This window comes from Planococcus sp. RAB007_Raresut (assembly GCF_057369535.1).
Map to the genome: position 1 here is coordinate 1 of NZ_JBXYIF010000015.1, position 15,017 is coordinate 15,017.

Annotated in this window: 14 protein-coding genes, 1 tRNA gene, 1 other RNA gene and 1 other annotated feature; of the genes, 3 read left to right on the forward strand and 13 right to left on the reverse strand. The window is 45.3% G+C overall.

The annotated features are described in order from the left end of the window. Positions 1-248 precede the first annotated feature (248 nt). From AC2Q9J_RS17290 to ffs, 5 genes are all read right to left on the reverse strand, one after another. Positions 249-464 (reverse strand): YaaL family protein, encoded by a 216-nt coding sequence (locus AC2Q9J_RS17290; protein ID WP_112225064.1) that lies wholly within the window; start codon positions 462-464, stop codon positions 249-251. A 16-nt stretch (positions 465-480) separates the two neighbouring features. Continuing rightward, a complete protein-coding gene (gene recR, locus AC2Q9J_RS17295; protein WP_084242151.1) occupies positions 481-1,077 on the reverse strand; it encodes a recombination mediator RecR in 597 nt (198 codons plus the stop codon). A gap of 15 nt (positions 1,078-1,092) precedes the next feature. Then, positions 1,093-1,410, reverse strand: a complete 318-nt coding sequence (locus tag AC2Q9J_RS17300) for a YbaB/EbfC family nucleoid-associated protein (protein WP_499041884.1) — start codon at positions 1,408-1,410, stop codon at positions 1,093-1,095. A gap of 28 nt (positions 1,411-1,438) precedes the next feature. Further along, on the reverse strand, positions 1,439-3,175 hold the full coding sequence (dnaX, locus tag AC2Q9J_RS17305; RefSeq protein WP_499041885.1) for a DNA polymerase III subunit gamma/tau: 1,737 nt from the start codon (positions 3,173-3,175) through the stop codon (positions 1,439-1,441). 163 nt (positions 3,176-3,338) lie between these two features. After that, positions 3,339-3,604: signal recognition particle sRNA large type (gene ffs, locus AC2Q9J_RS17310), an RNA gene on the reverse strand. A gap of 182 nt (positions 3,605-3,786) precedes the next feature. On the opposite strand from ffs, the gene AC2Q9J_RS17315 reads away from it, so the two are divergent. Continuing rightward, positions 3,787-3,879: transfer RNA gene (locus AC2Q9J_RS17315), tRNA-Ser, on the forward strand. 380 nt (positions 3,880-4,259) lie between these two features. On the opposite strand, the gene AC2Q9J_RS17320 is transcribed toward AC2Q9J_RS17315, so the two are convergent. From AC2Q9J_RS17320 to AC2Q9J_RS17330, 3 genes are all read right to left on the reverse strand, one after another. Then, positions 4,260-4,928 (reverse strand): deoxynucleoside kinase, encoded by a 669-nt coding sequence (locus tag AC2Q9J_RS17320; protein WP_101802350.1) that lies wholly within the window; start codon positions 4,926-4,928, stop codon positions 4,260-4,262. Then, positions 4,925-5,563 (reverse strand): deoxynucleoside kinase, encoded by a 639-nt coding sequence (locus AC2Q9J_RS17325; protein WP_282021142.1) that lies wholly within the window; start codon positions 5,561-5,563, stop codon positions 4,925-4,927. The genes AC2Q9J_RS17320 and AC2Q9J_RS17325 overlap by 4 nt, the downstream gene beginning before the upstream one ends. A 94-nt stretch (positions 5,564-5,657) precedes the next feature. After that, positions 5,658-6,545, reverse strand: coding sequence for a YitT family protein (locus AC2Q9J_RS17330; RefSeq protein ID WP_499041886.1), 888 nt, complete (start codon positions 6,543-6,545; stop codon positions 5,658-5,660). A gap of 133 nt (positions 6,546-6,678) precedes the next feature. Here AC2Q9J_RS17330 and tadA point away from each other — a divergent pair, with 133 nt between their 5' ends. After that, positions 6,679-7,164: a tRNA adenosine(34) deaminase TadA gene (gene tadA, locus AC2Q9J_RS17335; RefSeq protein WP_499041895.1), complete on the forward strand. Its 486-nt coding sequence runs from the start codon at positions 6,679-6,681 to the stop codon at positions 7,162-7,164. On the opposite strand, the gene AC2Q9J_RS17340 is transcribed toward tadA, so the two are convergent. Both AC2Q9J_RS17340 and serS read right to left on the reverse strand, forming a co-directional pair. Next, on the reverse strand, positions 7,159-8,037 hold the full coding sequence (locus tag AC2Q9J_RS17340) for an alpha/beta fold hydrolase (RefSeq protein ID WP_499041887.1): 879 nt from the start codon (positions 8,035-8,037) through the stop codon (positions 7,159-7,161). The genes tadA and AC2Q9J_RS17340 overlap by 6 nt on opposite strands. Positions 8,038-8,158: 121 nt before the next feature. Further along, on the reverse strand, positions 8,159-9,433 hold the full coding sequence (gene serS / locus AC2Q9J_RS17345; protein WP_499041889.1) for a serine--tRNA ligase: 1,275 nt from the start codon (positions 9,431-9,433) through the stop codon (positions 8,159-8,161). A gap of 67 nt (positions 9,434-9,500) precedes the next feature. Beyond that, positions 9,501-9,710, reverse strand: a binding site (T-box leader). Positions 9,711-9,870: 160 nt separating this feature from the next. Between serS and pdxR the strand changes: the two genes are divergently transcribed. Continuing rightward, the gene (gene pdxR, locus AC2Q9J_RS17350) at positions 9,871-11,289 is read left to right on the forward strand and encodes a MocR-like pyridoxine biosynthesis transcription factor PdxR (protein ID WP_499041891.1); all 1,419 of its coding nucleotides are present in this window, start codon (positions 9,871-9,873) and stop codon (positions 11,287-11,289) included. 16 nt (positions 11,290-11,305) lie between these two features. Here the strand turns inward: pdxR and AC2Q9J_RS17355 are convergent, their stop codons facing one another. From AC2Q9J_RS17355 to AC2Q9J_RS17365, 3 genes are all read right to left on the reverse strand, one after another. Beyond that, positions 11,306-12,622 carry a serine hydrolase gene (locus tag AC2Q9J_RS17355; protein ID WP_499041897.1) on the reverse strand — a complete coding sequence of 439 codons (1,317 nt, stop codon included), beginning with the start codon at positions 12,620-12,622 and terminating at the stop codon, positions 11,306-11,308. 160 nt (positions 12,623-12,782) lie between these two features. Then, complete coding sequence (gene guaB / locus AC2Q9J_RS17360) at positions 12,783-14,246, reverse strand: IMP dehydrogenase (RefSeq protein ID WP_499041892.1); 1,464 nt, start codon at positions 14,244-14,246, stop codon at positions 12,783-12,785. A gap of 102 nt (positions 14,247-14,348) precedes the next feature. Then, positions 14,349-14,825: a glutathione peroxidase gene (locus AC2Q9J_RS17365; RefSeq protein WP_499041893.1), complete on the reverse strand. Its 477-nt coding sequence runs from the start codon at positions 14,823-14,825 to the stop codon at positions 14,349-14,351. Positions 14,826-15,017 lie beyond the last annotated feature (192 nt).

Consider the following 15,017-nt stretch of genomic DNA (forward strand, 5'->3'; position numbering starts at 1 on the left):
GCGATTCGCTTTGATCTGCACAAGTGCTGATCAGTAGATTGTTTGTTGACGTTTTGCTGTTCAGTTTTCAAGGTTCATGTTTGCTGTCGTTCTTGACGACTTCTACAATACTAAAGCATAGTGGCGATACTGTCAACAGATTTTCCAAATAAAATTATATTTAAAAAGTATTTCTTTGGTTTATCATTTTCCTTCTATATAAGCAGTAAAAAAGAAAAGTGAAGACCAAGGATTAAAACCCTTTGTCCTCACTTAATTTTTACTTCACGCAGTCTTGCTTCCTTTAATAGAAACAAGTGTTTACTCTCAGCAATTTTTCGTTTAGCAATTATATACAAATCATAATCGTCAGACATTTCTTCCATTTCTTTAGCCACTTGAAGCTCTTGCTTGGCGGCGAAGAAATGGGAGATCAACTGCTCATCGAACTCTTTTTTTAATTTACCTTTTCTTGAAAACAGCATTCGTCGATCTCCTCTATTATAACTCGCGCCGGCCTTCTAGCGCTTTCGATAAAGTTACTTCATCCGCATACTCAAGGTCTCCGCCAACCGGCAGCCCATGCGCAATCCTCGTTGTTTTAATTCCTGAAGGTCTGACGAGCCGTGAAATATACATCGCTGTCGCTTCACCTTCAATGGTCGGGTTTGTTGCCAGAATCAATTCATCAACTTGCTCATCCTGCAACCGTTTCAGCAAGGAAGGCACATTGATGTCTTCGGGACCGATTCCTTCCATAGGAGAGATTGCTCCTTGCAGCACGTGATATAAACCAGTGTAATCACGCATTTTCTCCATGGCGATTACATCTTTAGGATCCTGAACAACACATATCGTTGTGCGATCACGTTTTTGGTCCTGGCAAATATGGCAGGGATCTACGTCCGTGATATGGCCGCACACCGAGCAAAAACTAAGATTCCGCTTTGCATCGACGAGCGCTTTCGCAAAATCAAGCACTGTATCCTCTTTCATTCCAAGCACAAAAAATGCCAGACGGGCCGCTGTTTTCGGCCCAATCCCTGGCAATTTCATAAAACTCTCCATTAATTTTGATATAGGTTCCGGGTAATGCATAATTATTGCCTCCTACTACATTCCTGGGATATTCAAGCCCTTCGTGAATTTCCCCATTGTGGAATTCGCGTGATCGTCCGCTTTCTTGAACGCTTCGTTTGTTGCAACAACCAATAGATCCTGCAGCATTTCAACGTCTTCCGGGTCTACTACTGAAGGATCCATAACGATGTCCAATACTTCTTTATGTCCAGAAACAGTAACTTTGACCATGCCGCCGCCAGCTGTTCCTTCAAATTTCATCGTGCCAAGCTCTTCCTGAGCCTCAGCCATCTGTTTTTGCATTTTCTGCATTTGTTTCATCATACCTTGCATATTTCCGCCACCGCGCATAATGTATTCCTCCTAATATGTTTGTTTGTCAGTCTTCATGAACTTCGACGAAATCTTTTCCGAAAAGCCGCTCCGCTTCAGCGATGAACGGATCTTCTTCCGCTGCAGCGCCTTCCTGGGAAAACGGATTTTCTTCTTCAGTGTCCGTCTCTTTGTCTTCATTGCCTGCTTTCAATCCGCTGTTTTTAATAAATTCTTCACGGATCTTCAGCCAACTTGCATCAGGAACATAAACCGGCGTATACGCTTTCCCTGTATACTGCTCCAGCAACTGACTGAATGCCGTTGCGAAAGTCTGGTTTTCCGATGCCATCTGGCAATGAATATCATACTTGAATTTTAACACAAATGCATCACTTGATGCCGCTACGGGCTCTGCTTCATTCAATAAAGCCGAATGGGATTTCTGAAGCTGGCCCATTACCGTAGCCCAATTCGTCTTGATTGCCTGAATATCCGGTTTTGTCGCATTTTTTAACACGTCCTGTATGCGGCCTGTCGGAATTTTAAAGCCGCTTTGCACACGCTGCCGCTTTTTCTGTTCGGCAGGAGCTGGCGCTGCTGAACCGCCGCTGCCATTTTTCAGCTGCTGCTGCAATTCGCGGACAAGCTGCTCAAGCGTCGACACTTTCGCTTCGAGTTCTGGAGAAGCGGCTGCCGAATTCGCTGCCAGTACCGGTGTTTCCGCCTGCACCATTTTCAGCAGCGCTGTTTCCATATAGATTTTGGTGTGGTTGGAGAACCGCATTTCCTGCTGGGTCTTGGTCATGATGTCGATCCAGAGATAGAGCGTCGCCGGTTCGAAGCGTTTCGCCAATTCCTCAAAACGGAGTTCATGGCTGGCAAGTTCCAGCATATCGTGCAGATCCGGCGCTGTCTGAATGAGCAAAAGGTCGCGGAAGAAAGTGATGAAATCTTCCACCAACCGTACCGGATCCTTGCCGTCGCGCACCAATTGTTCCAATAAAGTCAAAGCCTGGCCGATGTCTTTTGCCAATAACGCCTCAGCGATTGAATAAAACATATCCTGGCTAATTGATCCCGTCACCAGCAGCGCATCTTCGACGGTCATTTCGTCTCCACTGAATGACACAACCTGATCAAGTAGGCTGAGGCCATCCCGCATTCCGCCTGCTGCTGCCTGCGCAATGATTTTCAGCACTTGTTCATTGTACGGAATTTTTGCGTCGTCCAAAACTTCCACCATACGCATGACGATATCCGCTTGTGTATGTGATTTAAAGTCGAAACGCTGACACCGGGAAATGATTGTCAACGGCAGTTTATGGGGTTCTGTGGTCGCCAGGATGAATACGACGTGTTCCGGCGGTTCTTCGAGCGTTTTCAAGAGCGCGTTGAATGCACTGTTCGATAACATATGGACTTCATCGATGATGTAAATTTTAAACCGCGAATTCGCAGGTGAGAAACGGACCTTTTCAATGATTTCACGCATTTCTTCAACACGTGAATTGGAGGCCGCGTCAAATTCGATAACATCGGTATTGGATCCTTCCATAATGCTCAAACAAGAAGAGCATTCATTGCAGGGTTCTGAAACCGGCGCCCTTTCACAGTTCAGCGCTTTGGCAAAAATCTTTGCCGCACTCGTCTTCCCTGTCCCCCTGGGGCCGGAAAACAGATAAGCGTGAGTCGTCTTATTGTAAAGGAGAGCATTTTGAAGGGTTTGTTTGACATGCACCTGACCGGTCATTTCAGAAAAGGACTGGGGTCTGTATACACGGTAAAAAGCTTGATACGCCAACGGTTTTCTCTCCTTTTAGTAAATATGTTTTTCGTCCTTTTATTATACCATAAATCAGGCATTTCCCTTAAGGTTTTCGGACGTCTTTCAGCTGCATAAAAATAAAGCAAGAAACAAAAAACCTGCCCGCAAAAGCGGACAGGTTCTGATTTTAAATTTAATGCCGTGCACCTTTCTTCGACTGCTGCACATAAGCGTTACCCTTGTCGCTGGCTCGATCTAGGCGATCCCGCGGCACATGGAATGTTCCACTTAATGCTGCTTCCTTCCGGACCTGACATGGTTCATGGGATTCCATTGCGCAGGACCCAGATGTCAACACTACGTGCAAGAGGCAGACCTTACATGCAAACAGCCTCAGAAAGGAATTCAGTCCTGCTAAAGCGGATTGCAGGTTACAGGACACCGCTATCTTCCCACCTAGCACGGCATTTACTAGTATACAAATTATTCAGGTGAAAATCAATCCGAAAGGCTGTATCCCTTGAAATTGTTTTAAGAAAAGCCAGTAAATCAGTTCTTTTCGAATAAAATAAAGAAACTCGAAAAAAATTAAACGAAAGTGTTGACAGTATTTATTGATCCGTGTTAAATTAATTCTTGTCTGATACGGAGGAATACCCAAGTTTGGCTGAAGGGATCGGTCTTGAAAACCGACAGGGGAGTCAAATCCCGCGGGGGTTCGAATCCCTCTTCCTCCTCCATTTTTTGAATTTACGCGCATATAAATTCGAGATTGGATTCGTTACGAAAGTAGCGAATTTTTCTTAACCCATATGTGACTGAAAATTTCGATTCGATTAAATATTACTTTTATGAGGCTTTCCTAGCGGAGAGCCTCTTTTATATTTCCCGGGAAATAAACGAAAAGCGACAGCGCCCGTTAAGCTCTGAAAGGCATAAGACAGAACAGCAGAGTGGCGTCCTTTGCCACGGAGCTGGGCTGGCTTATGACCCGAAGAGCTGGGCCGCTGGAGACTAGACACCAAGAAAAGCGGAAACGGCCGCTCTGCTCCGAAAAACTAAAGCACCCAGAAAATAAAAAAAACAGTGAGCGATTTGAAATCCGCCCACTGTTTTTATTTTATTTGCGCAGCACTAAAGCCTGCTGCATGAAATTGCCGATGCGTTCAACAATCTGCTCCGAACATTCAGGATCGTTCAGCAAATCGTAATCGTTGATGTTCAGGCGCAGTACCGGACAACCGTTGAATGTGTTGATCCAGTTTTCGTAGCGCTGATGCATTTCAACCCAATAGTCGATCGGTGTCTGCTGTTCCATCTGGCGTCCGCGTTCCTGGATGCGTCCGATGATGTCATCGATTGAACCTTCGAGGTAGATCAATAAATCCGGATGCGGGAAATAAGGCGTCATCACCATGGCTTCAAAGAGATTGGTGTAAGTCTCGTAATCCACGTTGTTCATCGTGCCTTTTTCCCAATGCATCTTGGCGAAAATGCCGGTATCTTCGTAGATTGAACGGTCCTGGATAAAGCCGCCGCCATATTCGAACATGCGCTTTTGCTCCTTAAAACGTTCAGCCAGGAAATAAATCTGCAAATGGAAGCTCCATTTTTCAAAATCATCATAGAATAGATCAAGGTACGGGTTTGAATCCACTTTTTCGAAAGACGTGCGGAATTGAAGCGCATCTGCCAAAGCCTTTGTCATTGTCGATTTGCCGACGCCGACTGTTCCTGCAATCGTGATGACCGCATTTGCCGGAATACCATATTTTTCACGTAAATTCATATCGTCAAACTCCTTTGTTGTAGCGTATCGTCTACTTTTGATAGGATCAGCTGCAGATCAGCTTCATTTTGTACAAAATCTATTTCATCTCCGTTAAAGCGGAGTACAGGGATTTCAGGATGTGTGCGTTCGAAATGCTCGATGAATTCGTGGTAATCGGCAGCAAGCTGTTCCATATAATCAGCTGTAATCATCGTTTCGAATTCACGGCCGCGGAGTTTGATGCGTTTCATCAGGGTGTCAAGGCTGGCGTGCAGGTAAATGACCATATTCGGCTTCGGCATGTCGGCCGTCAGGATTTTGTAGATTTCCTCATATTTCGCATATTCTTCAGGCGGCAAAGTGCGCTTGGCGAAGATAAGGTTTTTAAAGATATGGTAATCGGCTACAACCGATTCCTGTTTTGAGATGAACTTCTTCTGTATATCGGTCAATTGCTTATAGCGATTGCAAAGAAAGAACATTTCCGTCTGGAAGCTCCATTCTTCGATGTCTTCATAGAATTTATTTAAAAACGGATTTTCATCCACGATTTCTTTTAATAATTTGAATTGATTCTGATCAGCAATCGCTTTACTCAACGATGTTTTCCCTACGCCAATCGGCCCTTCTACCGTGATAAATGGCACCGGCATCCGAAGCCCCCCTTTTTCTTTTCATGTATGTTCGTTGACCTTAATTTTACCATAGACAGCATTTGAAAAGTAGAGGCAAAAAGCACCCGCCAAATTAATGGATAGGTGCTTTAAATGTTCCGCCGTGGACTTCCTGGGTGCTCATAATGGTCAGGAATGCCTTCGGGTCAATGTCATGGACGACCTGTTTCAATTTTGAAATTTCCAGTCTCGTGACGACCAGATAGATGACATCCTTCTCATTTTCGTTATAACCGCCCTTGCCGTGGAGCTTCGTAACGCTTCTGCCGAGACGGTCATTGATGGCCGATCCCAGTTCTTCAAATTCATCCGAAACGATGATGACCGATTTCGTGTCATTCAATCCCTGGATGACCGCATCAATTGTTTTGGAAGCGATATAATAAGTCAGAATCGAATACATCGCCTGCTGCCAGCCGAGTACGAATCCAGCCCAGCTGAAGATGAAGATATTGACGAACATGACGAATTCCCCTACAGAAAAAGGCAGTTTCCTGCTGAGCAGGATTCCGAGGATCTCCGTGCCGTCGAGCGCGCCTCCGTTTCGGATGACTACCCCGACACCCGCACCAAGCAATAAACCCCCGAATACGGTGGCAAGCAGCGGATCGTCGACAAATGGCTCAAACCTGTGCATCGGAATTTCCACAATCGCCAATGCCACAATTGAAAAGATGGAGGAAAGAAAGAAATTCCGTCCGATGTGCTTATAGCCGAAAAACAGGAAAGGCAAGTTGATGGCGACCAGCAAAACCCCGAAAGGCAGCTCGGTCAAATAATCCAGGATCAATGAAATACCGATAATGCCGCCGTCAATGATGGCATTGGGCACTAAAAACAGTTCAATCGAAGCCGCTGCCATCGTCGCACCGATCAGCATGGCTATGTATCTTCCCAATAGATGGGGAATAGTTTCTTTTTTATGTTCTTTTTTAACTAATTTTATTGGCTTTTTTTTCATAGAATGCTCCCCTTACCATATTGCTTCTTTGTTTATTTTAATCTTCCTTTTTCAATTTGTCGCCCTTTGATTGAAAGACTGACTGCCTCAATTTGAAGAAAGATGCTAAACTGGGCTTAAGGAGAGATGCATGATGAACGGCTTGGAACTGGACCAGCATTACATGAAAATGGCAATAGAAGAAGCGAATAAAGCAGCAGCGAAAGGAGAAGTGCCAATCGGCGCCGTCATCGTCCGCGACGGTGAAGTGATTGCGCGCGCGCATAACCTGCGGGAAACGACACAGAATGCCGTTACGCATGCGGAGTTGCTGGCAATACAGCAGGCCTGTGAAGAACTTGGAAGCTGGCGGCTGGAAAACACGATCCTTTACGTAACGTTAGAGCCTTGTCCGATGTGTGCAGGCGCCATTCTGCAATCACGGATTCCGAGAGTCGTCTACGGCGCACGCGATGTGAAAGCGGGATCGGTCGATTCACTCTACAGGTTATTGAACGACGATCGCTTCAATCATCAATGCGAGGTAAAAGAAAATGTATTGGCCGACGAATGCGGAGGGTTGCTCACACAATTTTTCCGCGCCTTGCGGGAGAAAAAGAAAAAACGGAAGCTCCTATAGAGTTTCCGTTTTTTCTTCGTCCAGAAATTCCATAATCAGATGGTTCAAAATCTCCGGCTGCTCATGATGTACCCAGTGGGTAGCCTGCCCGATCAGCACCAATTCTGCATCCTTGCAGAAATTCAGGCTTTCCTTCGCCAGTTGCTGAGACAGGAATTGATCGCCGACTCCCCACAGAATGCGTACAGGCACGTCGATTTTCCTCTTCGGCGTCTGGCGGAAGCTGCCTTTCGGCAATGCCCGGTACCAATTCAGCATCCCGGTCAGCGCACCCGGCTGTGCCCATGCTTCCCCGTACCGCTCAAGGTCTTCCTCAGAAAATGCATTTTTCCGGCTAGTGCCCGCCATGGCCTGTTTCATAAAACTGAAATCTTCCGCTTCCATCATCTTTTCAGGCAGAATTGGCAGCTGAAAATATGCCATGTACGAACTTCTTATCCATTGCAGAGGATTCCGCATCATCACTTTCGGCATCGCCTGCGGATGCGGAATATTAACGGCAATCATTTTTTCCACCAGCTCAGGTCTGGTTGCAGCCAGCTGCCAGGCAACCGCACCTCCCCAATCATGTCCGACAACAAACGCTTTTTCTTTTCCGCTCTGTTCGATCAGACCCACAATATCGTCCCGCAAATCATTCAACGTATAATTTTCTGCTCCCGGCGGTTTACTGCTCCGATTATAGCCCCGCTGATCCGGTGCCATCACGCGGTAGCCCTGCCCCGCTAATGCGCTGATCTGATGCTTCCAGCCATACCAGAACTCCGGAAAGCCGTGCAGCAGAATCACCAGCGGACCGTCTTCCGGACCCGCCATGGCCGTATGCAGCGTTACACCATTCGTTTCAACCGATTGAAAAGAAAGATTCTCCACATCAAAAACTCCCTTCAATTCTTCTGCTTACCCATACCCTTTCTGCCATCAATGAACCACGTCTTTTCCGCCAATAAAAAAGAAAGCTCCATAAGCGCGATGCTTACGGAGCTTTCCGGTTTTATTTGATGAATTCTTTGCCGCCCATATACGGACGCAACACTTCCGGAATGCGGACAGAGCCGTCTTCCTGCTGGAAATTCTCGAGCAAAGCTGCCACAGTACGGCCGATTGCCAGTCCGCTGCCGTTCAATGTGTGAACGAATTCAGGCTTGCCGCCTGCCTCGCGGCGGAATTTGATATTGGCGCGTCTTGCCTGGAAATCTTCGAAATTACTGCAAGAAGAAATTTCACGGTACATTTCCTGGCTCGGAATCCACACTTCGATATCGTATTTCTTCGCTGCCGTAAATCCAAGATCCGCTGTACACATTTTCAGCACGCGGTAAGGAAGCCCCAATAATTGAAGCACTTTCTCAGCGTGGCCTGTCAATTTCTCCAGCTCATCATAAGATTCTTCCGGCTTCACAAATCGCACCAGCTCGACTTTATTGAATTGATGCTGACGAATCAATCCGCGTGTGTCGCGCCCGGCAGAACCCGCTTCAGAGCGGAAATTCGCGCTGTAAGAAGCAAACGCCTGCGGCAGCATGTCGCCTGACAGGATTTCGTCGCGGTAAAAGTTCGTCACCGGCACTTCAGAAGTTGGGATCAGGAAATAATCCTCTTTCTCGATCAGGAAAGCATCTTCCTCGAATTTCGGCAATTGTCCTGTACCCGTCAGACTTTCGCGGTTGACCAGATACGGAGGCAGCATTTCTTCGTAATCATGTTCTTCCTGGTGAAGGTCCATCATGAAATTGATCAAAGCGCGTTCAAGGCGTGCCCCAAGGCCGCGGTAGAACACAAAACGGCTGCCTGTGACTTTCGCCGCGCGTTCAAAATCGACAATGTTCAAGTCTGTTGCAATATCCCAATGTGGTTTCGCTTCATAGCCGAATTCCGGCTTGTCGCCCCATGTACGGACTTCTTCGTTATCATCTTCAGAATCGCCAAGCGGAACGCTGTCGTGCGGAATATTCGGCACACGCATCATGATATAGTTCAGACGCTCTTCAACTTCCCGCAATTCCTCGTCGATCGTCTTGATTTTGTCGCCCACTTCACGCATTTTCGCAATGGCTTCATCGGCATTTTCTTTATTGCGTTTCATGACCGCGATATTCTGGGAAGCCTCGTTGCGCTCGGCTTTCAATTTCTCCGTCTGCGCAATCAACTCCCGGCGCTTGGCATCAAGCGGCTGGAAATCTTCCAAAACGGAAATATCCTCTCCCCGCTTCGCAAGCTTGCTTTTCACTTCTTCAAAATTCTCCCGTACAAATCGGATGTCCAACATGATAAATTCCTCCTCTTGTTTTTGGCGCAAATGGAAAAAAGACAACAAAAATAGCCCACATCCCTGTGAAAGGGACGAGAGCTACCCGCGTTGCCACCCTGATTAACCGGAAAAAATCTCCGATTCTCTTCATCACATAACGGCATTAAAACCGGCAATGGCTTATTTCGCCATGCAACTCCGGGGTGGATTCAAACGCGTTTTTCACCGGTTCGCACCAACCACCGGCTCTCTTTGGAAAAACAGACGTCTTACTAATTCCCATCAACGTTTCTTCTTTTAAATTAATCATACTTTACTATAATCTCTTCTTTTTGGCAAGAGGCCGCTGCAGCCATCCACTTTTGTCGAAACTATCACTTTCCGTTATACTTAAACTGACTTTATAAATAAATCATAAATTTAAATAATAATAATGCCAGTTGGGAGAGATATGAATGGATATGCTCATGTTCCAATTAAAGAAGCGAAGCGCTACCCCCATCTACAAACAACTCTATATCGAAATAAAACAGGCCATCATCGACGGCAAAATCTCTTTAGATACAAAATTGCCAAGCAAGCGGAAACTGGCTGAATTCCTAGATATAAGCCAAACAACGGTAGAACTGGCTTATGGCCAACTTGTAGCGGAGGGTTTTATTGAATCCCGGCCTCGAAAAGGTTACTATGCCCAGGCGGTCGAGGAACTCGCTTATCTTGATTTGCCTCAGGAGGAACCCGTAATTCCCGAAAAAATCGATTATCAATTTGATTTTAATCCGGCGCAGATCGATACAGGCTCCTTCCCTTTTTCCACATGGCGCAAATTGGCCAAGGAAGTTCTGGATGAGTCGAATGGGGAATTCCTGTTATCCGGCCATCCTCAGGGTGATGACGTACTGCGCCAGGAAATCGCCCGCTACCTGTTCCAGTCACGGGGAGTCGTCTGCCAGTCAAACCAGATCATCATCGGTTCCGGGACAGAACAATTGATGCCGCTATTGATACGGCTGCTCAATAAAAACCTGATTTTCGGCTTTGAAAATCCCGGGTATGCCCTCACCCACAGCATTTTCAGCCACCACGACCGGAAGTCACTGCCGATCAGCATCGATGAAGACGGCATCAATATGGAAGAATTGGAAGCTTCACCGGTAGACGTCGCGTATGTCACTCCTTCCCACCAGTTTCCGACAGGCTCTGTCTTAAGTGCCACACGACGCGCCCAATTATTGAACTGGGCGACAGCGAAGCCAGAACGTTACATCATTGAAGATGATTATGACAGTGAATTCCGCTATACCAGCCGGCCGATTCCCGCCTTACAAAGTATGGATCTCAGCGGCCGGGTCATCTATATCAGCACTTTCTCAAAATCGCTGATGCCATCCCTCCGGATCGCCTATATGGTATTGCCGAACACCTTGCTCACTGAATACAATAAAACCTTTTTGCACTACTCATCTTCCGTGCCAAGACTAGATCAGCAGATAGTGGCCCAATTCATGAAAGGAGGGCATTTTTCAAGACATCTGAACCGAATGCGCAAACTGTATAAAAAGAAACTGGAAAAATTGACAGCTGAATTGGCTTTATTCGCACCAACAGTTAAGATTTCAGGGGAGCAAGCAGGGATGCATGTCGTTTTGACGGTACAGACGCCACTTAGTGAGAAACAACTGATTGAACGCGCAAAAGCAGCGGGAATCCGGGTTTTCGGCCTGCATTCATATGATGTCAGTAAATCAGAAAGCCCCTCTCCCCGCATCGTCATCGGTTTTGGCGGATTGTCTGAAAAGCAAATAGAAGAAGGTATCCATCAACTTATGGCAAGCTGGGACATCAACAAAAGAAAAAGCAGCTCATCTTTATAAGATGAACTGCTTTTTATTAGAATAGACCTTTTACAAAATCAACAGCGCCCGTCCACATAGTAGAGAAGAAGCTTCCAACTGCCTGCAGGGAAAGGGTAAACCAGTTGGCGCGCTCAACGCTTTCAGTTGTGATAACTTCAGCGCCGCTCGCTGAACCATCCAAATAACCGTAATCAGATCCCGATTCCTTTGTAAGGTTAACGGTTCCGACCACTTTATCTTTTTCAATCGACGCTTCCAGTTTACCGTTATCAAGAAGAGATTCATCAATTACCAACTCAGGAACATAAGCATCTTTCTCGCTTGAACGGACCATCATCGTAATTGGCTCTTTAACAGCAATTTTGACTTCATCTTCTTTGCCTTTTGCTACTGGCAAAGCTTGTTGATCTTCAAATTGGTAACCAGCCGGAACGATTTCCTGTTTTGTAAACTGTCCAAAGCCGAAATCCATTAATGCTCGGGTAGCATCAAAACGGGCTTTATAAGAACCGACGCCTTCACTGTCCACAGCTTTCATTACTACAGTAATCAAACGGACATCATCGCGTTTCGCTGTACCAGTGAATGAATGTCCGGCAAAATCAGTTGTACCTGTTTTTAATCCGTCCATACCTTCATATTCGTATACTAAGCCTGGAAGCATGAAATTCCAGTTCGGCATTTCCGTTCTGTCATCAGTGCCATCACGGAAAACCGCTTTGGCAATGCTTGTTGTTTCAAGAACTTCCGGGTAATCTGTCATCAACGCTCTCGCTAATTTCGCTACAGAACGTGCAGTCATGACATTTTCGTCAGTTTCACCAGTTCCGTCCGGATGCATGCCTTTCAAATCGGCATTGTTCAAACCTGTCGAGTTCACAAATTTTGTGTCTTCAAGCCCTAGTTCTTCAGCTTTTTTATTCATCAGGCGAACGAATTCACCTTCAGTTCCAGCAATTGTTTCTGCAATACCGATAGTTGCTGCGTTAGCTGAATAAATCGCTAAAGCTTCATATAATTCTTTGATGGAATAAGTTCCGTCGGCACGAAGCGGCACATTGCTGAGCGCTCTGTCCTGGGAAATCTGATATGTATAATCAGTCACGCTATATTGTTGATCCCAAGTTATACGTCCATCTTCGATTGCTTCAAAAAGCAGGTATTCCGTCATCATTTTTGTCATACTTGCAACACCAAGCGGCGTTTCAGCATTTTGTTCAAATAGGATTTTTCCACTTTCAGCATCCACCAAAATAGCGGCATCTGCCATTATATTTAATGATTCGTTCGCGCTTGCCTGTTGCGGAACGATAATAGTAGTCATAAACATAGCTAATACAGTAAGCAACATTGTCATCTTTAAAACGTTCTTCAAATCTCTCTATACCTCCATTAATCTGTTTCCCCATGCTATTCTATCATATTATTAATGTCCTGAAATAAAAATATGCAAAAAGCACTCTTTACCATCGGATAATGATGGAAAAGAGTGCTAAAAGATTCAACTTTTATTATATTGAGTAGTTTGGTGACTCTTTTGTAATTTGAACATCATGCGGATGGCTTTCACGCAAACCAGCACCCGTCATACGGATGAATTGGGCTTCATTGCGCAATGTCTCCAAATCTTTCGTGCCGCAATAGCCCATTCCTGCACGGATTCCGCCAAGCAATTGATGAATCGTGTCAGTAAGTGGCCCTTTATAAGGCAATCTTCCTTCGATTCCTTCCGGTACCAGCTTTTTCGCTTCATCTTGGAAATAACGGTCTTTCGATCCTTTTTCCATAGAAGCGATTGAACCCATGCCGCGGTATGTTTTAAAACGGCGGCCTTGGAAGATTTCAGTTTCTCCCGGGCTTTCCGTTGTTCCGGCAAGCAGGCTGCCGAGCATTACAACATGTCCGCCAGCTGCAAGAGCTTTGATGATATCACCGGAATATTTAATGCCGCCATCGGCAATAATCGCTTTTCCGTGTTTCCGTGCCTCTGTGGCGCAATCATAAACCGCGGTAATCTGAGGAACACCCACACCGGCTACAACGCGTGTTGTACAAATTGATCCCGGGCCGATACCAACTTTAACCACGTCTGCTCCAGCTTCGATTAAAGCTCTTGTTCCTTCTGCGGTTGCAACGTTTCCTGCTATGATTGTCAGTTCAGGGAATTGGGAACGGATTTCGCTGACCATTTCCAAAACGCCTTTCGAGTGGCCATGTGCAGTATCCAACACCACCACATCCACTTGCGCTTTTACAAGCTGTTCAACTCGTCTTAGCGTATCGGAAGTAACACCGACTGCTGCGCCGACAAGAAGGCGTCCATGGGAATCTTTTGCTGCAATCGGAAATTCGATGACTTTCTCGATATCCTTAATTGTGATTAAGCCTTTCAGCATACCTGCATCATCCACAATCGGCAGTTTTTCAATTTTATATTGCTGAAGAATCTTCTCTGCATCTTCTAATGTAGTACCGACTGGAGCCGTAACGAGTTTTTCTTTCGTCATGACATCATTGATTTTCAATGAATAATCTTGAATAAAGCGGAGGTCACGGTTTGTAATGATACCTACCAACTTCAATTCCTCTTCATTATTGACAATCGGCACACCTGAAATACGATATTTCCCCATTAAATGCTCCGCATCGTACACTTGATGGTCTGGAGTTAAAAAGAAAGGATCTGTGATAACGCCATTTTCCGAACGTTTAACTGTGATTACTTGTTCCGCTTGCTCTTCAATACTCATATTTTTATGGATCACACCAAGGCCACCTTGGCGCGCCATGGAAATCGCCATTTTCGCTTCGGTAACAGTATCCATTCCAGCACTGATAATCGGGATGTTCAATTTCAATTTAGGAGTTAACTCTACAGATAAATCTACATCTTTCGGCAATACTTCCGAGTGTCCTGGAACAAGCAATACATCGTCAAAAGTCAGACCCTCTTTTACAAATTTCGATTCCCACATTATCGACACGCCTCCTGCTTCCAATTAAATATTATTGTAAGGTTATCAGTGGGCATGCGGGGTGTCAAGAATTCGAAAATAGAAAAAGTATTCCGACTAATCTTATAGAATAGTCTTCAAATCTTCTTCAAGTTCCATTGGCGAAGTTTGAGGGGAATATCTTTTAATAACATGCCCTTCTTTGTCTACTAAGAACTTCGCAAAGTTCCATGCAATTTCTTCAGCTCCTATATCTTCATGCTTTGAAGTCAGATAGGTAAACAGAGGATCTGCATTTGCTCCTTTAACATCTGTTTTTGCAAACATAGGGAACGTTACCCCATAATTCATCTGGCAGAATTCCATTGTTTCTTCCTGATTTTCAAACTCCTGATTGTTGAATTGAGAACTAGGAAAGCCAAGGATTTGAAAACCTTTACTGGAGTACTTTTCATAAAGTTTCTGTAGGTCTTCAAATTGAGGAGTCAATCCACATTTGCTTGCTGTATTGACTATGACCAGTGCATTCCCTTTAAATTTTTCGAGTGATTCCATTTCTCCTTGCAAATTTTTTACTTTGTAATCATAAACTGAAACCATTTTATCAACCTCCTGAGTTACTTTAAGAGTATATATTAAACGATGCAGAAACAAGCAATAAACTATCTATCCAAATTAATTTCTAAACTACTTAAGTTAATGAACGACAAAAAAGGCCGCTACCGCTTGCGCGGTAACGACCTTTCTTTTGTGCCCAGCGGCGTCCTACTCTCACAGGGGGAGATCCCCCAA